Here is a 23,146-nt window from a genome sequence, read left to right as displayed (position 1 = left end):
CGCCTCCACACGCTGTGGGCAACCAGGAAGTAGCAGTCATCATGCACAGTCGGACGGCGGTTCGGTGCCGAACCCGCCGAGTGGTGCCCCGGCCCAACGGCCGGTCCTCCAGGGGATGGTGCTCCTGTGTCGGGGACCACTCTGCCACGACACGGGCGCACGGGGGCGGATGGGAGCGCACGGGCAGACGTCCGGCGCACGGCCATGTCCCGGAGAGTCCGGTCCCATTCACCCGCAAATCGACAGGTTCATACACAATCACCCCTGGCGCTCGCCCGGGTTCCGCGGCGGCCGGGAAACGACGTACTGGGGCGTAACCCGTGCGCGGCGGGGCGGACGCCAAACCTCCGGACCGGAGGCGCCATTCGGCCAATCTGCCACGGGCGGGCGAGCGGGGGCGTATCGGCGCAGAACGGCGCAGAGGGGAAGCGGAACGCGCGCGATCCGGGAGGCGGAACCCGCCCCCCGGACCGGTCCGCCACCCGCGGGGAATGAGGTGGCGGTGTCCCCCAGCCCACTGGATCCAGTTCAGTGGGCCGACCCACGCACTGCCATGGAAGCGCCCGCCCCGGTGGCCAGGACAGAGCGCACGGCCGGGCGCACGGCCACATGCACCGGGAGCACACGCCCTCGCATGCCGACGGCGGCACCGGCCACAATCTCGCCATCCGGCACACCGCCCCTTAACGGTCGGGATGCGGCGAACTACGCTGGGTTTACGAATGCCCCGCGCCTATGCCGGGGCGGCCGTCGGTGTGTCGAGGGGTGGCGCATGTCCAGGGAGCAACGCGGGCCGAACGAGAAGCTCGGCACGGTTCTCGCCCTCGCGGGGATCAGTAATGCCGGGCTCGCACGCAGAGTCAACGACCTCGGGTCCCAGCGCGGGCTGACCCTCCGGTACGACAAGACATCGGTGGCCCGCTGGGTGTCCAAGGGCATGGTGCCGCAGGGCGCCGCGCCCCATCTCATAGCCGCGGCGATCGCCGGGAAGCTCGGCCGGCCCGTGCCGCTGCACGAGATCGGGTTGGCGGACGCCGATCCGGCGCCGGAGGTCGGCCTGGCCTTCCCGCGCGACGTGGCCGCTGCCGTGCGGTCGGCGACCGAGCTGTACCGGCTGGACCTCGCGGGCCGCCGGGCCGGCGGCGGCGGTATCTGGCAGAGCCTGGCCGGGTCGTTCTCGGTCAGCGCGTACGCGACGCCCGCCTCCCGCTGGCTCATCACGCCGGCCGACAGCGCCGCCGCCCGCGACCCCAAGGACGCGGAGGCAGGCGGCGGGGACGGCACACCGCTGCGCGTGGGCCACAGCGACGTACTGAAGCTGCGCGAGGCGGCCGAGGACGCGCGCCGCTGGGACTCCAAGTACGGGGGCGGGGACTGGCGTTCCTCCATGGTCCCGGAGTGCTTACGGGTCGACGCCGCACCCCTGCTTCTGGGGGCCTACAGCGACGACGTCGGCCGCTCGCTCTTCGGGGCGACCGCCGAACTCACCCGCCTCGCCGGGTGGATGGCCTTCGACACCGGCCAGCAGGAAGCCGCCCAGCGCTACTACATCCAGGCGCTGCGACTGGCCCGCGCCGCCGCTGACGTCCCCCTGGGCGGTTACGTCCTCGCCTCGATGAGCCTCCAGGCCACCTACCGCGGCTTCGCCGACGAGGGCGTGGACCTCGCGCAGGCCGCCGCCGAGCGCAACCGCGGCCTCGCCACCGCCCGCACCATGAGCTTCTTCCGCCTGGTCGAGGCGCGCGCCCACGCCAAGGCGAGCGACTCGCAGGCGGCGGGCGCGGCGCTCAAGGCCGCCGAGGCGTGGCTGGAGCGGTCGCGGGACGGCGACGCCGACCCCTCGTGGCTCGGTTTCTACACCGAGGACCGGTTCGCCGCCGACGCCGCCGAGTGCTACCGCGACTTGAAGGCCCCGCGCCAGGTCCGCCGGTTCACGGAGCAGGCGCTCTCCCGCCCGACGGAGGAGTTCGTACGGTCCCACGGCCTGCGGCTGGTGGTCTCCGCCGTCGCCGAACTGGAGTCCGGCAACCTCGATGCGGCCTGCGCCCAGGGCACGCGGGCGGTGGAGGTGGCGGGGCGCATCTCGTCGGCGCGCACCATGGAGTACGTCCGCGACCTGCTGCACCGGCTCGAACCGTACGGTGACGAGCCGCGCGTCGCCGAGCTGCGCGAGCGGGCCCGTCCGCTGCTGGTCTCCCCCGCATGAGGGCGTCGCGAGGGCGCGACGGCGCCAGAGCGCGAGCACACACGAGGGCGCGAGGGTGTGACGGCGTGAACGTGTGACGGCGTGACGCCCGGGCCGGCGTGACGCCCGGGCCGGGGATCGGCCCCGTACCGGGCCCCGGTCCCGGCCCGCTGCGCGTTTGGCGCGCCCTGCCGCGGGTCAGGGCATCATCGTGGCAGGAGGTGGCAGCGGTCGGCAGCGGGCGGCAAGCGGAGGTGGACCGGTGACGGTGGCGGACGACAGCGATGTGCTGGTGATCGGCGGCGGGATCGTCGGCCTGTCGGCCGCGTACGCGATCACGCGCGCCGCGCCCGGCACCCGTGTCACCGTCCTGGAGAAGGAGAACGGCCCCGCGCGGCACCAGACCGGGCGCAACAGCGGTGTGATCCACAGCGGTATCTACTACCGGCCGGGGACGCTGAAGGCGCGGTTCGCGGCCCGCGGCGCCGCGGAAATGGTGAAGTTCTGCGCAGAACACGACATTCCGCATGAGGTGACGGGCAAGCTGATCGTCGCCACCGACCGTTCCGAACTCACGCGGCTGCACGCCCTGGTCCAGCGGGGGCGGGAGAACGGCATCCCCGTACGCGAACTCGGCCCGGCCCAGATCACGGACCACGAGCCGCAGGTGCGCGGACTCGCCGCGATCCATGTGGGCACCACCGGCGTCTGCGACTTCGGCGCGGTCGCCGACCGGCTGGCCTCGCTCGTCCAGGACGCGGGCGGGCGCATCCGGTACGGGGCGGAGGTCCGCACCATCGGCCGGCGCCCGGGGCGCGTGGCCGTGCGGACGGCGGACGGTGCGGTGCTGCGGGCGAACGCGCTCGTCAACTGCGCCGGGTTGCACTGCGACGAGGTGGCCCGGCTCGCGGGCGACGACCCCGGCATGCGGATCGTGCCCTTCCGCGGCGAGTACTACGAGCTGGTGCCCGAGCGGAACGATCTGGTCCGCGGGCTCGTCTACCCCGTTCCCGACCCGGCCTTCCCCTTCCTCGGCGTCCACCTGACCCGCGGCATCGAGGGGACCGTCCACATCGGGCCGAACGCGGTCCCGGCGCTGGCCCGCGAGGGATACGGCTGGCGGACCGTACGACCGCGCGAGCTGGCGGGGACGCTGGCCTACCCGGGGTCGTGGCGCATCGCCCGGCGCCACTGGCGCTACGGCGCGGGAGAGCTGCACCGCTCGCTCTCGAAGCACGCTTTCGCGCAGGCCGTGCGCCGTCTCCTCCCGGACATCGCGGACGAGGACCTCGCACCGGCTCCCGCGGGCGTACGGGCGCAGGCGGTGCTGCCGGACGGGACGTTGGTCGACGACTTCCTGATCACTCAGTCGCCGGGCATGATCCACGTGCTGAACGCCCCCTCGCCGGCGGCGACGGCGTCACTGCCGATCGGGCGCGAGATCGCGCGCCGGGCGCTGGCAATGCTCGCGGATACGGGGACGGTGCGGGCGTAGCGCGGGGAGACGGCGCAGGGAGACACCGCGGGGAGTGTGCGGGGAGAGACCGCTCCGGGCGGGCGTCGATCGCCTGACGGATGGGGCAGCGATCGCGGACGGATGGGACAGCGGTCGCCGCAAGGGCGGGCGTCGATCGCCGGAAGGGGCGGCCCGGTTCTGCCGCGGTGGGCCGACCGTAGAATATGAGGCATTGTGCAGCCCCCTGAGAAGACCGTGATGTCCGCCTTCGCCGAAGACACCCCCGCAGACGCCCCGGCCCCCGAGGCCGAGCGCCGCCTTCTGTTCCCCGACGGCCCGGCCGTCGATCCCGCCGGTTCCCACCACGAGCGCCGGATCCGCAGTTTCCGGCCGCGGCGCGGGCGCGTGACCTCCGGGCAGGGCGAGGCACTGCGCAGGCTCTGGCCGACCTGGGGCCTGGACATCGACGGACGCTCCCGGCTCGACCTCGACGCCCTCTTCGACGGGCTCCCGGTCGTCCTGGAGATCGGCTTCGGCATGGGCGAGGCCACAGCCGCGATGGCAGCCGCCGACCCGGGCACGGGCATCCTCGCGGCGGATGTGCACACCCCCGGCCAGGGCAATCTGCTCGGTCTCGCCGAACGGAACGGGTTGTCCAACGTCCGCGTCGCCAACGGTGACGCGATCATCCTTCTCCGCGAGATGATCGAGCCCGGCGTGCTCGCCGGGCTGCGCGTCTACTTCCCCGACCCCTGGCCGAAGAAGCGCCACCAGAAGCGGCGGCTGATCCAGCCCGAGTTCGTCGAGCTGGCCGCCTCCCGGTTGCGGTCCGGTGCGCCGGTGCACTGCGCGACCGACTGGGAGCCGTACGCCGAGCAGATGCTGGACGTGCTGTCGGCCGATCCCGAGCTGGAGAACACCCGGCCGGACGGCGGCTTTGCGCCCCGTCCGAGCTTCCGGCCGCTCACGAAGTTCGAGAACGCGGGCCTCGGCAAGGGGCATGTGGTGCACGACCTGCTGTTCGTACGACGCTGAGGCCGGCACGCGCGGACGGGTCCGGCCGCACGCAGGGACCGAACCTCGATACGCCGTCGCACCGTGCTCCGCCCCTCGTTAGGGTCGACTGGTGCATCCGTCCCCGTTCCCGCAGCAGCCACAGCAACCGCCCGTCCCGGTGTACGAACCGCAGCCGCGGTTCCACGCCGTACCGGACCGCGCCAACTGGCGTTACCGCCCGCGGCGGGCCTTCCGGCACAGCAAGGCGCTGCGCTTCGGCACGGTGATCACACTGCTCGCGCTCTGCGGCCTGGTCATCCTCGCCCTGGTGCGCGAACAGACCGGTACGGAGGGCTTCCTGGCGGGTCTGGGGCTGGCCGTCCTGCCCGTGCCGCTGATGATCGCCGCCTTCCGCTGGCTGGACCGGGTCGAGCCCGAGCCGTGGCGGAACCTGGCCTTCGCGTTCGCCTGGGGCGCGTGCGCCGCGACTCTCATGGCGATCATCGCCAACGGTTTCGCGACCGACTGGATAGCCACCCGTGTCGAGCCCTCGTCCCCGACGGAGGCGCAGACCTGGGGCGCCACGGTCATCGCCCCGGTGGTGGAGGAGAGCGCGAAGGGCGCCGCGCTGCTGCTGCTCTTCGTCTTCCGCCGCCGCGACTTCGACGGCATCGTCGACGGTGTCGTCATCGCCGGGATCACCGCGACGGGCTTCGCCTTCACCGAGAACATCCTCTATCTCGGCAACGCCTTCGGAGAGGACCAGGCCCTCGGGTCCTCCGGGATCCAGTCGGTGACCGCGGCGACGTTCTTCATCCGCATCGTCATGTCGCCGTTCGCGCACCCGCTGTTCACGGCGCTGACCGGGATCGGCTTCGGCATCGCCGCGCTGGCCACGACGCGGCAGCGGGGGCGGCGTGTGCTGGTGCCCCTCGCGGGCCTGCTCACGGCGATCGTGCTGCACGCGGTGTGGAACGGCTCGGCCACCGTCGGCGGCCTCGGCTTCATCGCCGTCTACGGCATGTTCATGGTCCCGGTGTTCGGGCTGCTCATCTGGCTGGTGATCTGGTCGCGCGGCAGCGAGCTGAGGACCGTACGCGGTCAGCTCCCCGCGTACGTGGCGGCCGGCTGGCTGCAGCCGCCGGAGCCGCAGGCGCTGTCGTCGATGCGGGCCCGCTCGCTCGCGCGGAGCGTGGCGCGGCGCCACCACGGGAAGGACGCGGCCCGGGCCGTCGCGGAGTACGAGTCCTTCGCCACCACACTCGCGTTCCTGCGGCAGCGGGCGCACCGGGGGACGGCGGGGGCGGACTTCGTCGCGCGGGAGCAGGAGCTGCTGCACCACCTCTGGCAGCGCAAGGACGTGGCCCAACCCGCCCTGGCCCACGCCGCCTTGATCACCGCACCGCCGCGGGTCCCGCCGCAGTGGGGGCCGCACGGCCGTCCGGCGTACGGGCCGGGCATGCCGCCGCCGTACGGCCAGGGGCACGGGCACGCGGTGCCCCCGCAGCACGGTCCGGGCCATGGTCCCGCGGCTCCCCCGCCGCACGGCCAAGGGCAGTACGGTCAAGGCCCGCACGGCCAGGGGCAGTACGGACAAGGGCAGTACGGCCAGGGGCACGCTGCGCCGACCGACTTCCGCCCCCCGTACGGAGCGTGACCCGCTACGCCGACGCCGCGTCCAGGGCGGCCGACTCCGCGTCGGTCAATAGGAAGTCCGCGACCGCGAGCAGGGCGGGGAGCTGTTCCGGGGTACGGGCGCTGGCGATCGGGGAGGCCACCGTCGGCCGGCGCGCGAGCCAGGCGAGGGCGACCGTGGCGACCTGCACGCCCCGCGCCTGCGCGATGGTGTCGAGCGCCGCCAGCACGCGCCGCCCGCGCTCGGTCTCCAGGTGCGGGCCGGCCCGCCGGGCCCGTGCGCTGTCGACCTCGGCACCCGGCCGGTACTTGCCGGTGAGGAAACCGGCGGCGAGCGCGAAGTACGGGACGGCGGCCAGGCCGTGGTGGGCCGCGAGCTCCGCGGGAGCGCCCTCGTAGGTGTCGCGCGAGACGAGGTTGTAGTGCGGCTGCACCGCCGCGTACGCCGCCAGGCCCTCGCGCTGTGCGAAGGCGAGCGATGCCTCGAGCCGCTCGGGGGAGATGTTGGAGGCCCCCAACTGCCGGACCTTGCCCTCCCGTACGAGCTGGTCGAGCGTGGTGACGATCTCCTCGACGGGGACGGTCGGGTCGTCGAAGTGGGTGTAGTAGAGATCGATGCGGTCGGTCCGCAGACGGCGCAGTGAGGCTTCCGCCGCTGCCTTGAGGGTCTTCGCCCGCAGGCCCATGAACTCCGGGTGCCGGCCCGCCTTGGTCGCGATCACGACCTCCTGGCGGTTGCCGCGTGCCGCCAGCCAGTTGCCGATGACGGTTTCGGACTCGCCACCGGCATTGCCCTCGACCGCGGCCGTGTAGACGTCGGCGGTGTCGATGAAGTTGCCGCCCGCTGCCGCGTAGGCGTCCAGCACCGCGTGCGACTGCTGCTCGTCGGCCGTCCAGCCGAAGACATTGCCGCCGAGGCAGAGGGGGTGGACGGTCAGATCACCGATGATCCTGCTGTTGTCGGCCATGCGGCAACCCAACGCTCCCCGGGGCACGGCTATTCCGCCATGGCAAAGGGCTCGGATGCGCGAACGGTCCGGTGCGCGAAGGGTCCAGGTGCACGAAACGGTCCAGGTGCACGAACGGGCGCGGCGAGCGAGGCGCGGCGAGCGACGCGGGTACGCAAGGCCGCGGGCATACCGGCAGCCCCGGTGCCAGGGGGGAGGAAACACCGGGGCTGGCGGCGAACGCGGTGGGGGTGGCCGACCGGTGGACGGACGGCCTCAGGACGGTCGCGCCGGAGCGGCGCGAGAGGGGTGTGGTGCGGGTCTAGAGCGCCATGCCCTTGCCGCGCAGCCAGCCGGCCGGGTCGATCGGGTCGCCGCCGCCCGGACGGACCTCCAAGTGGAGGTGGGCCCCGGTGACATTGCCCGTGGCGCCGACGCGGCCGATCGTCTCGCCGGTCGTCACCTTCCCGGACGTCTTGGTCATCGAGGACAGGTGGCAGTACCAGACCTCGGTGCCGTCGTCGAGGGTGAGGATGATCCGGTAGCCGTAGGAACCGGCCCAGCCGGCCTCCGTGATCGTGCCGCCGTGCACCGCCTTGGCGGGGGTACCGGTGGGGGCGGCGAAGTCCAGCCCGGTGTGGTCGTTGGCCCACATGGAGCCGGCCTCGCCGAAGCCCGCGGTCAGCGTGTACGAGGCGACGGGGAGGGTGAACTGCTTGGCCAGCTTGGCCAGTCGCTCGGCCTCGGCCTTGCGCGCGGCCTCGGCCTTCGCCTTGCGCTCGGCGGCGGCCTTGGCGTCCGCGGCCTTCTCCTTGGCCTCGGCGACCTCCTCGGCGGCCTTCTTCGCGGCTGCCTTCTCGGCCGCCTCGCGCTGCGCGGTCTCCGCCGCGCCCTGCTGCTGCTCGGCCTGGCGCATGATGCGGGCGCGCAGCGCCTCGCCCGCGCCGGTGCCGTTGGCGGCCTCGGTGTCGGTGAGTCCCGCGGTGGAGAGCGGGGTGGTGGCTCCGGCGGGGGCGTCGTCGTCGGCCACCAGGGAGCCGATGCCCGGCAGGGACTTGGCGTCCGGGAGCTGGTCGGTGATGCCGAGATCCGGCATGGAGATGGCGGCCGGGGGCTTGTCCTGGGCGGTGGCCATGCCACCGGCGCCGACGGCCGCGAACATACCGACCCCGAGGACGGCACCGCTGCGGGCCATGCCGCCACCGCGCTGCTTGCTGACGCGGTGCTTGCCGCGCGCGGGAGCAAGGGAGTCGGCCGTCGGGTTCCACTCGCCGGTACCGGCGGCCGGGGACTCCTCGCCGAACTCACCGAATCCGCCGGGACCATGGGCGGCGGGGGGTTCGTACAAGGGCTCGGGGGCAGGCCTGTTGGACGCCACTCGGGCGCTCTCCTTTCCTTCCTTCTCGCCTACCGGGTTAGCTGACGGGTTCGGAGCAGGAAGGTCTCCTACGAGCGCCTTTGGGAAAGGTGCCCGATTCACCCCAAGAGTTTGGTTCCCCGGTTCCCTTGGTGCAGTTGGTGCGGATGCTGCGGGTGATGCTGGTGGTGCGGGATTCGGCGTAGGCGCACGGTGCCACCTCTTGTGGCGGCTGGGACGACCGCGCTGCGTTATCGAACGTTAATAGACCGCGGGACCTGTTTCCAAGCTGTTCCGTGTGATCGTTAACGAAATCCGTGGGGGCAAATCGGTACATGGTCCAGGAAAATCGGGCGAGTTGACCTCACGCCCGACAACCCCCCATAGCTGACTGTTCGTCAGTTGTTATGCGGAGCGATGCGATCCGGTTACGGACCGTGGCCTTCGGGTCGTGCCACCGCGAGCAGCGCCATGTCATCCGGTGCCTCGCCCGCCGCATGACGGCGAACGTCCGCCACGAGCGCGTCGAGGAGCGTGCCGGGATCGGGGAAATGCATGCCGCGCAGCCGCTCCACCGGGTCGTAGAAGACGCCGCGGGCATTGCGCGCCTCGGTCACCCCGTCGGTGAACAGCAGCAGCGTCGCCCCGCCGGGGAACGCCAACTCCTGGACCAGGTCCGGCCACACGCCCAGGTCGTCCATGCCGAGCGGCAGTGCGGGCACCTTCGGTTCGACACCCCTCAGACCGCCGTCCTCGTAGAGCAGCAGCGGTGGTGGGTGGCCGCGGTTGAGCAGCCGCAGCGTGCCCGCGCCTGCCGGGTCATCGACGCCGTGCACCTCGGCGAGGACGACCGTGGTGAAGCCCTCGAACAGGTCCGGCCCCGCACCCCGGGCACTCTCCCGGTGCAGCGCCCACTCCAGCCGCCGGGCCACCGCCTCCAGCGTCGGCTCCTGCTCGGCGGCCTCCCGGAACGAGCCGATGAGGATCGCCACCGCCTCGACGGCATCCAGTCCCTTGCCCCGCACGTCCCCGACGACCAGGCGCACGCCGTACGGGGTGTCCTGCACGGCGTAGAGGTCGCCGCCGATGCTGGCCTCGGCGTGCGCGGCCTCGTAGCGCGCGGCGACATGGAAGCCCCCGATCCGCTCGGCGGGGTCGGGCAGGACGGCGCGCTGGGCCGCCTCCGCGATGGTGCGCGCCGAGGCGAGGCGCAGGTCGCCCCGGCGTACGACGCGATTGATGAGCAGGGCGAGGACGGCGACCGTGAAGACGGTGACCAGCTCGGTGACCGACTCGATGTCGGTGAGCCGGATGTCGTACAGCCGCAGCGCGAGCACGGTGAGCACGCTCGCGCCGCCCGTGAGGGCGGTGACACCGAGCGAGAAGAACGGGGCGGCCACCAGCGGGGCCGCCGAGAAGAACGGGGAGCCGGTGAAGCGGGGCGGCGTCATGAGGTCGAATATCGCGCCGCCGATGATCAGCAGAGCCGGGATCCAGCGGATGACCCGGGCACTGGGCCGACGGGCTCCACCGAGGCGGCGAGGTCCCTCGACGTGCGTCCCCACCTGCTGACTCCTGCCCATCCGTGAGGGCCGACGCTGCGGCGTGTCCGCGAGCGCGCCCCTTCCACCCTGGCCGGGGGAGGCGCCGCGCGCGAATCGGGGGTCCCGCACCGCTCGCTGCCGGCCCGGCGCACGCACGGCACGGGAAAGGCATCGGAAAGACGATGTAAAGGTGCAGTAAAGGGCGTAAGCCACAAAATTGCGCCTTTGGAGTTAACTTCGTAGGTATGGACACCGCAGCGAAGCCTTGGGCGGGTCGCATCCTGCTCGCACCGGTACTGGCGGTACTCGCCGCCGCCCTCGTACTGGTGGCCGTCATGGCCCCCGGGGCGCGGGCCGCGGACGGGCTCGACAGCGCCGCCGACGCCCTGAGAAAGGGCCCCGTCTACGTCGATCCGCGGGCCAGGGACCAGCTCCCTCCGTCGGCCGCGGACGCCCTGGCGGACAAGATCAAGAAGGCGGACAAGCCGGTGATGGTCGTCGTGCTCCCCGCCACCAAGGAATTCAACCCGCCGACCCTGCTCCAGGACCTGCGGGGCAAGACCGGCATCACGGGCGTGTACGCGGTCGCGCTGGGCGACCGTTTCGACGCCGGAGCCGACTCCTCCGTGATGTCCCGCAACGCGGTCGACAACCTCACCGGCGCCGTGGAGCGCTCGTCCCCCGGCGATGTGCGGGCCATGGTCGACTCCTTCGTCGACGACGCCCTGCCGCAGGCGCAGGGCCACGCCCCGGACACCTGGAGCGGCGGCTCCAGCACCGACACCGGGACGGACACCTCCCCCAGCAACCGGGTCAGCCCGCTCGGGCTCGTGGCCACGCTCGGCGTGCTGATCGCGGCCGTCGGCGGCGGTGCGCTGCTGGTCGGCAGCCGTAACAAGAAGCGGCGGGCCGAGCGGGACCGCGCACAGCTCGACACGCTCCGCCCGGTCGTGGACGAGGACATCACCGCCTTCGGCGAGGAGGTCGAACGGATCGACTTCGACCCCTCGGCCCCGAATACCACCGACGCGATGCGCGAGGACTACGCCAGTGCCCTGGACTCGTACGACAGGGCCAAGGCGTCGATGGACCGCGCACGACGGCCCGGTGATGTACGGGGCGTGACCGAGGCCTTGGCGGACGGCCGGTTCTCGCTGGCCACCCTTGAGGCGCGGCGGGACGGCAGGGAGCTGCCCGACCGCAGGCCGCCGTGCTTCTTCGACCCCCGGCACGGCCCGTCCGTGCAGGACGCGCAGTGGGCTCCGCCGGGCGGCGAGGAGCGGACCGTGCCGGTCTGCGCGGCCGACGCGGCGCGCCTGGAGGACGGCCTGGAGCCGATGGGGCGCGAAGTGGAGACGGCACAGGGACGCAAGCCCTACTGGGAGGCCGGACCGGCCTATGGGCCATGGGCCAACGGCTACTTCGGCGGCGGGATCCTCCCCGGCCTGCTGATCGGCACATGGCTGGGCAGCGCGATGACCGGCCCGGCGTACGGGTACGACGGCGGCGGGTACGGGGACGGCGGCGGGGACGGCGGAGGCGGCGACTTCGGCGGAGGCGACTTCGGAGGCGGGGGCGGGTTCGGAGGCGGTGACTTCGGCGGAGGCGGATTCTGAGGCGGCCGGTCCCGGGACACGGGTTCCGGGGCGGCGGCCGTCAGGGGCGTGCCAGGGCGTCCCGCGTGTGCGGCCGCGTCACGGCGTCACAGGGCGTCGACCGCGCTCACCTTCCAGCCCTGGGACGTCCGTTGCAGGGTCATCCGCACCCGGTTGAGGTCCAGGCGCGGCCCGGAGACCTGGGTGGAGTCGGTGACCTGGTTCATGAACAGCAGCACCCGCACCCTGTCGGGCGACGCGGACACCACCGACGCGGCCGGTGCGTCACCGGACGAGGGCGTCGCCACCGTCGCCTTGACCACCCCGTGGTAGCGCTTCGCCGTGGGCGCGACCACGGTCCTCGTGGTCTTCCCGTACTTCTCGCGGAAGGGCCCGGTCAGATGGCGCTCGGCGGAGGCGAAGTCCCGGTCGAGGTGCCGGTAGTCGTACGACAGGATCTCGGGCGCCGCCTTGCGCGCGGCGGCCAGCGCCTCCGTACGGGCGCCGGCGGTGCGCCCGGCGTCCCGGTACTCCAGACCGAGGACGGCCGTGGCGGCCAGAGCCGCCACGACGAAGAGGGCCAGGCCGGCGCTCAGCAGGGCATACCGGCGCTCACGCCGCGGCCTCGCGGCACCGCGGTCCTGGTCGGGGGCGGACGCGGAGTCCTCGGTCTCCGGCTCGTGCACGTCCGCTGCGGGCGCGCCGGTCACGGCGGCAACGCCGGGCGTCGCTGCGGGATCCTGGCCGGCGGGCCGCTGTGCCTTCTCGGTCCGTCTGGCCGCGGCGCGGGCGGCCGCGGCGACGGTACGCGAACGGTGGGTGCCGCTTCCGGCACCTCGTACGGACAACTTCGTCACGGTGTCTCTCCTCCCAGGCCGTCTCTCACGGGTCTCGGGTCAGGGGTCTGCGGGTGTGCGGGTGTGCGGGTGTGCGGGTGTGCGGGTGTGCGGGTGTGCGGGTGTGCGGGTGTGCGGGTTGGCGGGGTGTCGCACCGGCCCGGCCGGTGCCGCCGGTTCAGCCGACGAACTCGACATCGGAGGTGAGCCAGCGCCCGTCCTCGCGCACGAGGTCGAGCTGCAACCGGTAGTTGCGGGCCTGCCCCTTGGGCGCGGCGACGTTGCTGACCTTGCTGTCACCGACGACGAGGACGCGGGCGGAGCTCTCGTCGGCCGTGACGATCCCCGCTTCGAGCACCTGCCCCTGGGAGACCGACTTGTTGGCCGCGACCAGCTTGGTGAGCTGCTTGTTCTGCTGGGCGAACTGCTTCCTGAACTCGCCCGTCGCGCCCTCCAGGACGTGCCGGCTGTCCCGGCCGTAGTGCCGGTAGTCGAGGGAGGTGAAGTTGAGCACCGACTGGCGTGCGGCGGCCAGGACGTGCTGACGGCGCAGCTCGTCCTGGTGCTGCCGGTACTGCTCCACACCGAAGTAGCCGGACAGGGCGGCGAGCAGGATGCCGGCCGCGGCCAGTGCGGCGGGCAGTGCCCTGCTCCGACCGGCCGTACGGGCGACCCGGGCCAGCAGGCGCAGCGGTGGCCCGCCGGCACGCGTCAGCCGTCGGAAGGGGGTCATGTCATCGGTCCCATCGGTCCCACGAGAAGCCATTGCCACGAGTCCTCTCCGAACACGTTCTGTTCACCGCCGGTCGAGCCGATCGCGACGGTCCGTCCGCCCGGCACGGAGGCGAGGCCGGACGCGGGGTCGTAGGGCGCCACGTACGACGCCCGGTCCGCCCCGCTGCCCCCGCCCGAACCCGCGCGGGGAGCGTTCTGTGCACCGCGGACCGTGGTCTTGCTGCCGCGCGGCGCCGTGCAGCGGGCCGAGGTGTCGGCCGGCCGCTCGCTGGTGTCCGAAGGGGCGCGGCGCCGGGTGTCGTAGCCCTGCCGGCACGGTGGCGGGTCATCGGCGTTGAGCACCAGCCCGAAGTGCGAGGTGCCGTCGCCGGGGAGCACGGTGAAGCTGCCCGCGACGGCGACCGGGAAGGTCACCAGCGTCTGTTCCAGTCCGGGGAGGCGTGCCGCGGTGACCTGACCCCCGCTGATCAGATTGCCGAGCAGGACCGGCAGGGTCCTGCGGTTGTCCTTCAGCAGCGAGTCCAGCTCGTGCGCGGCGGAGGTGGATCCGTCCACGAGGCCGCGGAGGTCGCTGTCGCTGTCCTTCAACTGCCCGCTGAGATCGGCCAGATCGCGGGAGAAGGCCTTGATCGCCGAGCCCTTGTCGACCTGCGTCCTGAGCACCTGCTGGGAGTCCTCGATCAGCGAGATCGTCTGCGGAAGCGAGTCGCTCGCCTCTTCGACGAGGGCGTTGCCCGAGTCGACCATGCGGCTCAGATGCGGCCCCGTGCCGGCGAAGGCGTCGCCCAGTTCGTCGACGGTGACCCGCAGTTCCTTTCTGTCGACCGACTCCACGAGCCGGTCGAGGCCGGAGATGAGCCGGGTCGTGGGCAGCGGCGTACGGGTGTCCCGGCGGGGGATGGTGCTGCCGTCCTCCAGGTACCGGCCGGTCCCGGCGCGCGGTTGCAGGTCGACGTACTGCTCCCCCACCGCCGAGCGGTTGGCCACCACGGCGAGGGTGTCCGCGGGGATGCGCGGGCCGTCCTTGATGCGCAGCTGCACCGAGACGCCGTCCGGCCCGTCCAGGCGCAGATCGCCGACGCGGCCCACCGGCACGCCGCGGTAGGTCACTTCGGCGCCGGAGTAGATGCCCCCGGAGTCGGCGAAGTCGGCGCTGACGGTGTAGTCGCGGTCGAAGAGGCGGTCGGCCAGGCCGGCGTACTCGGCGCCGACGTAGGAGACACCCACGGCGGTGACGGTGGCGAAGGCCAGGAGCTGGGCCTTGACCGTACGGGTGATCACGACAGCATCCCCTTCGTCAGCAGCTCGGCGAGCGCCATGTCGAGACCGCTCGGGTAGACCGGGCCTCCGGCGCCGTAGGAGCGGTACGCGGCCTGGGTGCCGGTACACACCGGCGGGCACAGCACGTCGCCGCCGGGCTGCTCAGGGGCCGGGCCCTTCCCCCCGCCGCCGTCCGGTTTCCCTGCGCAGTCGGCGGAGGGCAGGCAGGGCAGTGAGGACGGCTCGGCCAGATCGGGGAGGCCGGGCAGGTCCGGCAGTTCGGGCACCTCGGGCTCGCCGGGCTCGTTGCCGTCGCCGTCGCCGTCGCCGCCGCCCGGGGAGCCGGGCTTCCCCGGCTTGTCCCCGAGGTTGCCGTAGAGGCTCTTCAGGTCGAGGTCGGCGGTGATGTGCAGGTTGGTGTAGTCGCCCTTGACGGCGTCGACGACATTGCGCGGGAAGGGATAAGTGGTCAGCATCTCCAGCGCGTTGGGCAGGTCGTTGCCCGCGGCGTTGAGCTTGCTCAGGACCGGCTGCAGATTCCGCAGGTCGGCGACGACGTCGTCGCGCGAGGCGTTGACCACATGGGTGCCGACCTTGCCCAGCCGGGACAGGGAGCGCAGCATCTTCGTGAGGTTGCGGCGCTGGTCGGCGAGGACCTTCAGCGCGGGCGGAAGGGTGTCGACGGCGCGGCCGATCGTGGCCTTCTCGCTGTGCAGCCGCTTGGCCAGCCGGTCGACGCCCTTGATCGCGCGGACGATCTCCGACCGCTGGGCGTCCAGGCCGCCGAGGAAGGTGTCCAGCTCGGTGAGCAGGTTCTTGACCCGGTCCTCGCGGCCCTTCAGGGTGTGGTTCAACTCCTTGGTGATCGTGTGGAGTTGTGCCACACCACCGCCGTTGAGGAGCGCGGAGAGGGCCGAGAGCACTTCCTCGATCTCGGGGGTGCGGTCGCTGTGGGAGACGGGGATCCGGTCGCCGTCCGCGAGGGTGCCCACGGACTGGACGCCGGTGGGACGGGACAGCGCGACGTACTTCTCGCCGAGGACGCTGGTCTGGCGGAGTTCGGCCACCGCGTTCTCGGGAAGCTTCACATGGTCCGCGACACGCAGCCGTACGCGGGCCTGCCAGCCCTTCAACTCCACCTTCTCGACGGCGCCGACGGTCACGTTGTTGACCTTCACGGCCGACTGGGGCACCAGGTCCAGGACGTCCCGGAACTCCACGGTGACGTGGTACGCGTCATCGCCCGTGGCCGCGCCGCCCGGGAGCCGGACGTCGTAGAGGCCGTTGAACTCGCAGCCGGAGAGCAGGATCGCGCCGAGGGCGGCCCACAGGGCGGCGGTGCGGCGGGCGCCTGCGGCGAGGCGTGTCACCGGCCGGCCGGGGCCGGGTGCGGTCGCGCGCCGGGCCTTCATGCGCGCTCTCCCAGGATGCCGCCGAGCGTCCGGTCCACCGACGCGGTCCCCGACGCGGGCTCGGCGACCCCGGTCAGGGGGTCGGCGGAGGGCAGGTCGGGCAGGGAGTCGAAGAGTTCCGTCAGATCCCCGCAACCGGACTTCTCCCCGGTCGACTTGAGCAGGGCGCAGAGCACACTGGCCGTGTCCTGGGGCTGGTCGGCGTTGTTCCGCGTGTCCAGCGTGCCGGACGCGGGGTTGTACGCGTTCGCCAGGTTGCCGATGCCCGCGGGTGCGACGTCCATCAGCTCCTCCAGCGCATCGCGCTGCTCCACCAGTACGCGCGTCACCTCGCTGAGACCTTTCACGTTCGAGGTCAGGGACTTGTTGTTGCCGCGGACGAAGCCGGCCACGTCCTTCAGGGCGACGGCCAAGTGCTTGAGGGCGGCCGCCAGGTCCTTGCGCTCGCCGGAGAGCTGTTCGGCCACGCCCGCCAGGTTGTCGTTGAACGTCCGCACGCTCCGGTCGTCCGAGGCGAGCGCGGCGGTGAAGACCTGGAGGTTCCGCACCGTCCCGAACAGGTCCTTCCGGCCGTCGGAGAGGGTGGAGACGGCGAGGGAGAGGTCCTTGACCGTCCGGTGCAGCTTGCCGCCCTGCCCTTGGAGGTTGTCCGCGCTGACGCCCAGCAGCCGGGACAGCGAACCGTCCTTGTTGGCGCCGCGCGGGCCGAGCGCGTCGGCGGTGGTGTGCAGGCTGTCGAAGACGCGGTCCAGCTCGACGGGTACCGCGGTCCTCCGCAGGGGAATGACGGCGCCGCTCCGCATCCGGGGCCCGCTGCGGTAGACGGGCAGGAGCTGGACGTAACGGTCGCTGACCACCGAGGAGTTGATGATCGCGGCCTGCGCGTCGGCCGGCACCTTGCGGCCGGGCTCGTACTCCAGCTCCACGCGGACGCGCTTGCCCTGCGGCGTGATCTTCTTGACCTCGCCGATCCTGATGCCCAGGACGCGGACGTCGGAGCCCGGGTAGATGCCGACGGTGCGAGGGAAGTACGCGGTCACACGGACCGGGTCCGGCTTCGGCCAGAGCACCACCGCCAGCGAGGCGATCAGGGCCAGTGCCAGAACCAGCGCCACACGGCGGACGGTGCTCCTGCGCCGCACCGCGATCCTCATGGAGGCCCTCATCGTGATCCTCCCAGGGGTGTCTGCACGGAGCCGCCGCCCCGGGGCGAGGCGGGGACCGCGACGAGGTTCTGGATGTAGCTGTCGAACCAGCGGCCGTTGCCGAGGGTGTTGGTGAAGACCCGGGCGTAGGGAGCCAGCAGCTTCACGCTGCGGTTCAGGCTCTTCTCGTTGCGCCGCAACATCTCGACCACGGTGTTGAGCCGGGTCAGCGCGGGCCCGATCTGTTTGCGGTTGTCCTCGACGAGGCCGGAGAGCTGGACGCCGAGCGTGGCGGCGTTGACCAGCAGGGTGTGAATGACCTTGCGCCGCTTGCCGATCTCCTCGAACAGGGCGCCACCGTCCTTGATGAGCCTGGTGAGTTCGTCCGAGCGGTCGGAGAGGACTCCGGTGACGCCGTTGGCCCGCTTGAGCAGGTCGCCCAGTGCCTTGTCGCGCGAGGCGACGGTCCGGGACAGCCGGGACAGCCCCTCGATGGACGCCTTCACCTCGGCGGGCGAGTCCTTGAACGTCGTCGAGACGGTGTCGAGCGCTTCGGCCAGTTGATCGGTGTCGATCTTCTCGGTCGTGGTGGTCAGGTCGCTGAATGCCTCCACGACGTCGTAGGCCGAGACCGTACGGTTCAGCGGGATGCGGGCGCCCGGCCCGAGCTGTCCGGGGCCTTTCGGTTCCAGGGAGAGGTACTTGGCGCCGAGGATCGTCTTGACGCGGATGGACGCTCCGGTCCTGGTGCCGAACTCCGGGTCCCCCTTGACCCGGAAGGCGACCTTCACGTGGTCGCCCTCCAGGTCGACGTCGTCGACCTTGCCGACCTTGACCCCGGCGATGCGGACCTCGTCGCCGGACTTGAGGCCGCCCGCCTCGGAGAAGGCGGCGCTGTAGCTCTCGCCGTTGCCGATCAGCGGCAGGCTGTCGACGTTGAACGCCGCCGTGACCAGCAGGGCGAGCGTGGCGAGGCCGGCGGCGCCGATCGTCACGGGGTTGCGTTCGCGGAAGGGGATCACCGGCCGCACCTCGCCTGGTCGACGTGGAGCCGCGGCGTGATCGCGTTCGCGGTGTCCGGCAGGACCACCCGGCCGTCGAAGTCGCACAGGTAGAAGTTGAACCAGGAGCCGTAACTGCCGGTGGCGGTCAGCTTGTCGAGCTTGCGCGGCAGCCGTTGCAGGACGCCCTCCACGGTCTTCTCGTTACGGTTGAGGGTTCCGGTGAGCCTGGACAGCTGGGCGATGTCGGACTTCAGCGCCGGGCGTCCCTCACGCAGCAGTCCGGAGGTCGCCCCTGACACGTCGCTGATGCCGGCCAGGGAGGAGCCGATCGCCTTGCGGTCGGCGGAGAGCCCGGAGACGACCCGCTGGAGCTGCCCCAGAAGCCCGGAGAAGCGGGTGCTGCGCTTGTCGAGGGTCCCCAGGACGCCGTTGAGGTTGTTGACGACCGAGCCGATGAGCTTGTCGCGGTCGGCGAGTGTGGTGGTCAGCGACGCGGTGTGGGCGAGCAGGCTGTTGATGGTGCCGCCCTCCCCCTGGAGGGTCTTGACGATCTCCAGCGCGAGCTGGTTGACGTCCTTGGGGCTGAGCGCGGCGAACAGCGGCTTGAAGCCGTTCAGCAGGGCGTTGAGATCGAGCGCGGGCTGCGTCCTGGAGAGCGGGATCGTGGCGCCGGGCCGCATCCGCGTATCGGCCCCCGCGCCCTCGGTCAGCGCGACGTAACGCTGCCCCACGAGATTGCGGTACCGGATGACGGCTCCGGTGGAGGCGAGCAGCGAGCGGTCCCGGGAGACGGTGAAGGTGACTTCGGCCCGGGTGCGGTCCTTGATGGCGATGGATTCGACCTCGCCGACCCTGACGCCGGCCACCCGGATGTCATCGCCGCTCTCCAGTCCGGTGACGTCGCTGAACACCGCCTTGTAGGTGTCCGATGAGGTGAACGAGAAGTTGACGATCGTGGCCGCGAGCAGTGCCGTCGCCGCGAGCGTGACCACGGCGAAGAGCGAGAACTTGATCAGCGGGCGCGCGGTCTCCCGTGCCTTCATGCGACGTTCACCGCCGTTCCGCGGGCCATCGGGCCGAAGAGCAGGGTCGCCACGGCGGGCACCCGGTCGGCGGAAACACCCATGACGGGGGCGACGAGGGAACCGACGAGCCGCTGCTCGGACTCCGTGGCGGTCACCCGGCTCGGCGGGCCGGGCGAGGAGGCCGAACCGGAGCCCTTCGTACCGTCGTTGAGCTTGATCCCGGGTGCGGGGACGTGCGGGTCGGGCAGGCCGCGGCAGTCGGGTCCCGAGCGTTCTGCGTAGCGCGGTTCCTCGCCGGGGCGGTAGGGGGACCGGGGCAGGGCGACCTCCAGGGTGATGTGCATCTTTCCGCCCTCGAAGACCTGCTCGGCCAGCGGCTCGGACTTCACCAGACCGCGCAGCAGGCAGGGGTACTCGGGCGCGTAGCGGGCGAGCAGGGCGAGGGTGGGGCGGGAGACACGAGCCAGGCCGATGAGGCGTTCGGAGTTCTCGTCGAGTACGTCCTCGGCGGTGCCCGCGAAGCGGGTGGTGCCGGTCAGCGCCGACGCCAGGGCGTCCTTCTTCTCGACCACCGTCCTGCTCGTGGTGATCGTGTTGCGGAGGGTCCGCATCAGGTCGGGGGCGGCATCGGCGTAGATCTCCGCGGTGTCGGCGAAGCGGGAGATGTCCTTCTTGATCGCGGGCATGTGCGGATTGATGCGGTGGAGATAGCGCTCCACGCGGACGAGGTTCCGGCCGATCTCCTCGCCCCGCCCGTCGAGCGCGGTGGCGAACGCCGACAGCGTGGCGTTGAGCTTGCCGGGCTGGACGGCGCGGAGCAGCGGCAGCAGATCGTCCATCAGCTTCTGCAGTTCGATGCCGGCGCGGGTCCGGTCCTGGGTGATGACGTCCCCTGCGCGGATGGGCCGTTCGGCGCTGTCCTCGGGGGCGACCAGGTCGACGTACTTCTCGCCGAACAGCGTCTTGGGCAGCAGCCGGGCGTGGACGTCGGCGGGGATGCGGTCCACGTGCTCGGGCTTGAGGTCGATCTCCAGCGTCGCCTTCTCGCCGTCGGCCGTCACGTCCCGGACCTCGCCGACGATCAGGCCGCGCAGCTTCACATCGGCCGGGGCCTCCAGCTGGTTTCCGGTGGTGTCCGCGTGGAGGGTGATGGGCACGGCGGAGGTGAAGGCCTTCTCGTAGACGGCGACGGTCAGGGCGAGCAGCAGCCCGATGACGGTGAGGAAGACGAGGCCGTAGAGGCGCAGGCGGGGCGCGGCCGGGGCGATGCGCACCGGCGCGGGTACCGGCGCCTGGGGGCGCGGGGTCGGGTTACGTGTCAGCGTCGGCATCGGCTATCCCGCGATCCGTACGGTCGTGGTGGCTCCCCAGATCGCCAGGCTGAGGAAGAAGTCGAGGATGTTGATGGCGACGATGGAGGTGCGCACGGCCCGGCCGACCGCGATGCCGACGCCGGCGGGACCGCCCTTGGCGTAGTAGCCGTAGTAGCAGTGGACGAGGATGATCACGACGGCGAAGACGATCACCTTGCCGAAGGACCACAACACGTCGACGGGCGGCAGATACTGCTGGAAGTAGTGGTCGTAGGTGCCGGGCGACTGCCCGTAGTAGCCGGTGGTGATGGTGCGGGCGGCGAAGTAGGAGGAGAGCAGCCCGACCACGTACAGCGGGATCACCGCGACGAACCCGGCGATCATCCTGGTGGTGACCAGAAAGGGCAGCGAGGGGACGCCCATCACCTCCAGCGCGTCGACCTCCTCGCTGATCCGCATCGCACCGAGCTGGGCGGTGAATCCGGCTCCGACCGTGGCGGAGAGGGCGAGGCCGGAGACGAGCGGCGCGATCTCGCGGGTGTTGAAGTAGGCGGACAGGAACGCCACGAAGTTGGACGTGCCGAGCTGGTTGAGCGCCGCGTACCCCTGGAGCCCCACTTCGGTGCCGGTGAAGAAGGACAGGAACGCGATCACGCCGACGGTGCCGCCGATGACCGCCAAGGCACCGCGGCCGAAGCTCACTTCGGCCAGCAGGCGCAGGACTTCCTTCTTGTAGCGGCGCATCGTACGGCCGGTCCAGGCGAGCGAACGGCCGTAGAAGGTGAGCTGGCCGCCGAGCTCCTCGAGGGAGCGGAGCGGAGGCCCGAGGAATCGTTCCGAGACCGGCATCGGCTAACCCCTCTGCGGAACGAGCTGGAAGTAGACCGCCGTCAGCACGAAGTTGGCGACGAACAGCAACATGAAGGTGATGACGACCGACTGGTTCACCGCATCACCGACCCCCTTGGGGCCCCCTTTGGCGTTCAGGCCCTTGTACGAGGCGACGACGGCGGCGATCGCCCCGAACACCAGCGCCTTCAGCTCGGCCCAGTAGAGATCGGGGAGTTGGGCGAGTGTGGTGAAGGAGGCCAGATAGGCGCCGGGAGTCCCGTTCTGCAGGACGACGTTGAAGAAGTAGCCGCCGGCGACGCCGACCACCGAGACCAGCCCGTTGAGCAGGACCGCGACGGCCATCGACGCGACCACGCGGGGGACGACCAGCCGGTGGATCGGATCGATGCCGAGCACTTCCATCGCATCGATCTCCTCGCGGATCTTCCGAGCCCCGAGGTCCGCGCAGATCGCGGAGCCTCCGGCCCCCGCGATGAGCAGAGCCGTCACGATCGGCGAGGCCTCGCGCAGCACGGCGAGGACCGAGGCCGCTCCGGCGAACGACTGGGCCCCCAACTGCTGCGTCAGGCTGCCGATCTGGAGCGCGATCACCGCGCCGAAGGGGATGGAGACCAGGGCGGTCGGCAGGATCGTGACACTGGCGATGAACCAGGACTGCTGGATGCACTCGCGGATCTGGAACGGCCGGCGCGGCAGAGTGCGCACGACATCCAGGGCGAGCGCGAACAGGCTGCCGGAGTGCCGGAGGGCGTTCGTGGGCGACAGGCTCATATGCGGTGCACCCCCGAGATCTCGACCGACTCCTCCTGCCGCAGTTTCCGGATCCGCTCCACCTGCCCCTCGTACTCCGCGATCTCGTCCCAGCGCTGCCGGCGGGTGATGCCGGGGCTGGGGAGCAGGCGGGGGACCGAGCCGGCGCCCGTGGCGCCCTTGCCGCCCTGCGGGCCGCGGTGGTTGCCCGCGTCGAGTTCGGCCAGTTCCTGCTCGACCTGGGCGGCGTCCTTCTCCTCGGCCATCCCGATCGGGCCCTGCATACGGCCGTTGAGGAACTGCCGGACGACGGGTTCCTCGCTGACGAGCAGGTCCTCCCGGGGCCCGAACATCACCAGTTCGCGACGGAAGAGCAGCCCGATGTTGTCCGGGACCTGCCGGGCGGAGGCGATGTCGTGGGTGACGATCAGGAAGGTCGCGTCGATCTGCGCGTTGAGATCGACGATGAGCTGGTTCAGATAGGCGACGCGTACGGGATCGAGGCCGGAGTCGGGCTCGTCGAAGAGGATGATCTCCGGATCGAGGACCAGGGCGCGGGCGAGACCGGCCCGCTTGCGCATACCGCCGGAGATCTCACCGGGCAGCTTCCCCTCGGCCCCGAGCAGGCCGACCATCTCCATCTTCTCGAGCACGATCTTCTTGATCTGGCTCTCGGACCTGCGGGTGTGCTCGCGCAGCGGGAAGGCGATGTTGTCGTAGAGATCCATCGACCCGAAGAGCGCGCCGTCCTGGAAGAGGACACCGAACAGCTTGCGCACCTCGTACAGGTCGTGCTCACGCAGCCGCGTGATGTCCTGTCCGGCGATACGGATCGAGCCCCGGTCCGGTTTGAGCAGGCCGACCAGGGTCTTGAGGAACACGGATTTGCCCGTGCCGGACGGACCGAGCAGGACCGAGATCTCCCCCGCCGGGAGAGTCAGGGACACATCCTGCCAAATGACCTGGTGACCGAAGGATTTGGTCAACCCTTCCACACAGATCTCGACGCCCATCCGGTCCGCCCTTCCGCCCAGGGAGCAGCACTGTCATCTGCTCTACGGCGGCGGGCGCCGCGTCCGTCGCGCGGATTCCGGATTTT

At 71.6% G+C, this 23,146-nt stretch carries 19 protein-coding genes and 1 riboswitch; of the genes, 5 read left to right on the top strand and 14 right to left on the bottom strand.

Annotated elements, in window-relative coordinates; translation table 11 throughout:
- Positions 1–772: 772 nt before the first annotated feature.
- From ACGFNH_RS25880 to ACGFNH_RS25865, 4 genes are all read left to right on the top strand, one after another.
- Positions 773–2,206 (top strand): MFS transporter, encoded by a 1,434-nt coding sequence (locus ACGFNH_RS25880; protein ID WP_393657544.1) that lies wholly within the window; start codon positions 773–775, stop codon positions 2,204–2,206.
- Positions 2,207–2,447: 241 nt separating this feature from the next.
- Positions 2,448–3,680 carry an L-2-hydroxyglutarate oxidase gene (lhgO, locus tag ACGFNH_RS25875; protein WP_393657542.1) on the top strand — a complete coding sequence of 411 codons (1,233 nt, stop codon included), beginning with the start codon at positions 2,448–2,450 and terminating at the stop codon, positions 3,678–3,680.
- 219 nt (positions 3,681–3,899) lie between these two features.
- Positions 3,900–4,676: a tRNA (guanosine(46)-N7)-methyltransferase TrmB gene (gene trmB / locus ACGFNH_RS25870; RefSeq protein WP_393657540.1), complete on the top strand. Its 777-nt coding sequence runs from the start codon at positions 3,900–3,902 to the stop codon at positions 4,674–4,676.
- 91 nt (positions 4,677–4,767) lie between these two features.
- Positions 4,768–6,294: a PrsW family intramembrane metalloprotease gene (locus ACGFNH_RS25865; protein WP_393657538.1), complete on the top strand. Its 1,527-nt coding sequence runs from the start codon at positions 4,768–4,770 to the stop codon at positions 6,292–6,294.
- Between the two features lie 4 nt (positions 6,295–6,298).
- On the opposite strand, the gene ACGFNH_RS25860 is transcribed toward ACGFNH_RS25865, so the two are convergent.
- The 3 genes from ACGFNH_RS25860 to ACGFNH_RS25850 form a co-directional block, all read right to left on the bottom strand.
- Positions 6,299–7,240 carry an aldo/keto reductase gene (locus ACGFNH_RS25860; protein WP_393657536.1) on the bottom strand — a complete coding sequence of 314 codons (942 nt, stop codon included), beginning with the start codon at positions 7,238–7,240 and terminating at the stop codon, positions 6,299–6,301.
- A 301-nt stretch (positions 7,241–7,541) separates the two neighbouring features.
- Positions 7,542–8,597, bottom strand: coding sequence for a M23 family metallopeptidase (locus ACGFNH_RS25855; protein WP_393657534.1), 1,056 nt, complete (start codon positions 8,595–8,597; stop codon positions 7,542–7,544).
- Between the two features lie 11 nt (positions 8,598–8,608).
- A riboswitch (cyclic di-AMP (ydaO/yuaA leader) is annotated at positions 8,609–8,750 on the bottom strand.
- 254 nt (positions 8,751–9,004) lie between these two features.
- Complete coding sequence (locus ACGFNH_RS25850) at positions 9,005–10,159, bottom strand: PP2C family protein-serine/threonine phosphatase (RefSeq protein ID WP_393657532.1); 1,155 nt, start codon at positions 10,157–10,159, stop codon at positions 9,005–9,007.
- 206 nt (positions 10,160–10,365) lie between these two features.
- On the opposite strand from ACGFNH_RS25850, the gene ACGFNH_RS25845 reads away from it, so the two are divergent.
- Complete coding sequence (locus tag ACGFNH_RS25845; protein WP_393657530.1) at positions 10,366–11,736, top strand: hypothetical protein; 1,371 nt, start codon at positions 10,366–10,368, stop codon at positions 11,734–11,736.
- Positions 11,737–11,822: 86 nt separating this feature from the next.
- On the opposite strand, the gene ACGFNH_RS25840 is transcribed toward ACGFNH_RS25845, so the two are convergent.
- The 11 genes from ACGFNH_RS25840 to ACGFNH_RS25790 all read right to left on the bottom strand — a co-directional run bounded on the left by ACGFNH_RS25840 (position 11,823) and on the right by ACGFNH_RS25790 (position 23,060).
- Positions 11,823–12,572, bottom strand: coding sequence for a hypothetical protein (locus ACGFNH_RS25840; RefSeq protein WP_393657528.1), 750 nt, complete (start codon positions 12,570–12,572; stop codon positions 11,823–11,825).
- A gap of 157 nt (positions 12,573–12,729) precedes the next feature.
- Positions 12,730–13,284: a hypothetical protein gene (locus tag ACGFNH_RS25835; RefSeq protein WP_393657526.1), complete on the bottom strand. Its 555-nt coding sequence runs from the start codon at positions 13,282–13,284 to the stop codon at positions 12,730–12,732.
- Positions 13,281–14,567 carry an MCE family protein gene (locus tag ACGFNH_RS25830; RefSeq protein WP_393657524.1) on the bottom strand — a complete coding sequence of 429 codons (1,287 nt, stop codon included), beginning with the start codon at positions 14,565–14,567 and terminating at the stop codon, positions 13,281–13,283. Before ACGFNH_RS25830 ends, ACGFNH_RS25835 begins: the two co-directional genes overlap by 4 nt.
- Positions 14,564–15,958 carry an MCE family protein gene (locus tag ACGFNH_RS25825; protein WP_393657522.1) on the bottom strand — a complete coding sequence of 465 codons (1,395 nt, stop codon included), beginning with the start codon at positions 15,956–15,958 and terminating at the stop codon, positions 14,564–14,566. The genes ACGFNH_RS25830 and ACGFNH_RS25825 overlap by 4 nt, the downstream gene beginning before the upstream one ends.
- A complete protein-coding gene (locus ACGFNH_RS25820; RefSeq protein ID WP_393657520.1) occupies positions 15,955–17,112 on the bottom strand; it encodes an MCE family protein in 1,158 nt (385 codons plus the stop codon). Before ACGFNH_RS25820 ends, ACGFNH_RS25825 begins: the two co-directional genes overlap by 4 nt.
- An 8-nt stretch (positions 17,113–17,120) precedes the next feature.
- The gene (locus ACGFNH_RS25815; protein WP_393657518.1) at positions 17,121–18,125 is read right to left on the bottom strand and encodes an MCE family protein; all 1,005 of its coding nucleotides are present in this window, start codon (positions 18,123–18,125) and stop codon (positions 17,121–17,123) included.
- Positions 18,122–19,150, bottom strand: a complete 1,029-nt coding sequence (locus ACGFNH_RS25810) for an MCE family protein (protein WP_393657516.1) — start codon at positions 19,148–19,150, stop codon at positions 18,122–18,124. The genes ACGFNH_RS25815 and ACGFNH_RS25810 overlap by 4 nt, the downstream gene beginning before the upstream one ends.
- Positions 19,147–20,463 carry an MCE family protein gene (locus ACGFNH_RS25805; protein ID WP_393657514.1) on the bottom strand — a complete coding sequence of 439 codons (1,317 nt, stop codon included), beginning with the start codon at positions 20,461–20,463 and terminating at the stop codon, positions 19,147–19,149. Before ACGFNH_RS25805 ends, ACGFNH_RS25810 begins: the two co-directional genes overlap by 4 nt.
- A gap of 3 nt (positions 20,464–20,466) precedes the next feature.
- Positions 20,467–21,294, bottom strand: a complete 828-nt coding sequence (locus ACGFNH_RS25800) for an MlaE family ABC transporter permease (protein WP_393657512.1) — start codon at positions 21,292–21,294, stop codon at positions 20,467–20,469.
- Positions 21,295–21,297: 3 nt separating this feature from the next.
- Positions 21,298–22,068, bottom strand: coding sequence for an MlaE family ABC transporter permease (locus ACGFNH_RS25795; protein ID WP_393657510.1), 771 nt, complete (start codon positions 22,066–22,068; stop codon positions 21,298–21,300).
- The gene (locus ACGFNH_RS25790; protein WP_393657508.1) at positions 22,065–23,060 is read right to left on the bottom strand and encodes an ABC transporter ATP-binding protein; all 996 of its coding nucleotides are present in this window, start codon (positions 23,058–23,060) and stop codon (positions 22,065–22,067) included. Before ACGFNH_RS25790 ends, ACGFNH_RS25795 begins: the two co-directional genes overlap by 4 nt.
- Positions 23,061–23,146: the final 86 nt, after the last annotated feature.

This window comes from Streptomyces sp. NPDC048639 (assembly GCF_043199075.1).
Classification (GTDB): domain Bacteria; phylum Actinomycetota; class Actinomycetes; order Streptomycetales; family Streptomycetaceae; genus Streptomyces.
The sequence above is the reverse complement of the archived record's forward strand: the minus strand, read 5'-3'. Positions and strand labels throughout refer to the sequence as shown.

Coding starts and splice junctions, on each gene's coding strand:
- ACGFNH_RS25880 (WP_393657544.1), top strand. CDS start 773: ATGTCCAGGGAGCAACGCGGGCCGAACGAGAAGCTCGGCACGGTTCTC.
- trmB (WP_393657540.1), top strand. CDS start 3,900: ATGTCCGCCTTCGCCGAAGACACCCCCGCAGACGCCCCGGCCCCCGAG.
- ACGFNH_RS25860 (WP_393657536.1), bottom strand. CDS start 7,240: ATGGCCGACAACAGCAGGATCATCGGTGATCTGACCGTCCACCCCCTC.
- ACGFNH_RS25850 (WP_393657532.1), bottom strand. CDS start 10,159: ATGGGCAGGAGTCAGCAGGTGGGGACGCACGTCGAGGGACCTCGCCGC.
- ACGFNH_RS25845 (WP_393657530.1), top strand. CDS start 10,366: ATGGACACCGCAGCGAAGCCTTGGGCGGGTCGCATCCTGCTCGCACCG.
- ACGFNH_RS25835 (WP_393657526.1), bottom strand. CDS start 13,284: ATGACCCCCTTCCGACGGCTGACGCGTGCCGGCGGGCCACCGCTGCGC.
- ACGFNH_RS25825 (WP_393657522.1), bottom strand. CDS start 15,958: ATGAAGGCCCGGCGCGCGACCGCACCCGGCCCCGGCCGGCCGGTGACA.
- ACGFNH_RS25820 (WP_393657520.1), bottom strand. CDS start 17,112: ATGAGGATCGCGGTGCGGCGCAGGAGCACCGTCCGCCGTGTGGCGCTG.
- ACGFNH_RS25810 (WP_393657516.1), bottom strand. CDS start 19,150: ATGAAGGCACGGGAGACCGCGCGCCCGCTGATCAAGTTCTCGCTCTTC.
- ACGFNH_RS25805 (WP_393657514.1), bottom strand. CDS start 20,463: ATGCCGACGCTGACACGTAACCCGACCCCGCGCCCCCAGGCGCCGGTA.
- ACGFNH_RS25800 (WP_393657512.1), bottom strand. CDS start 21,294: ATGCCGGTCTCGGAACGATTCCTCGGGCCTCCGCTCCGCTCCCTCGAG.
- ACGFNH_RS25795 (WP_393657510.1), bottom strand. CDS start 22,068: ATGAGCCTGTCGCCCACGAACGCCCTCCGGCACTCCGGCAGCCTGTTC.
- ACGFNH_RS25790 (WP_393657508.1), bottom strand. CDS start 23,060: ATGGGCGTCGAGATCTGTGTGGAAGGGTTGACCAAATCCTTCGGTCAC.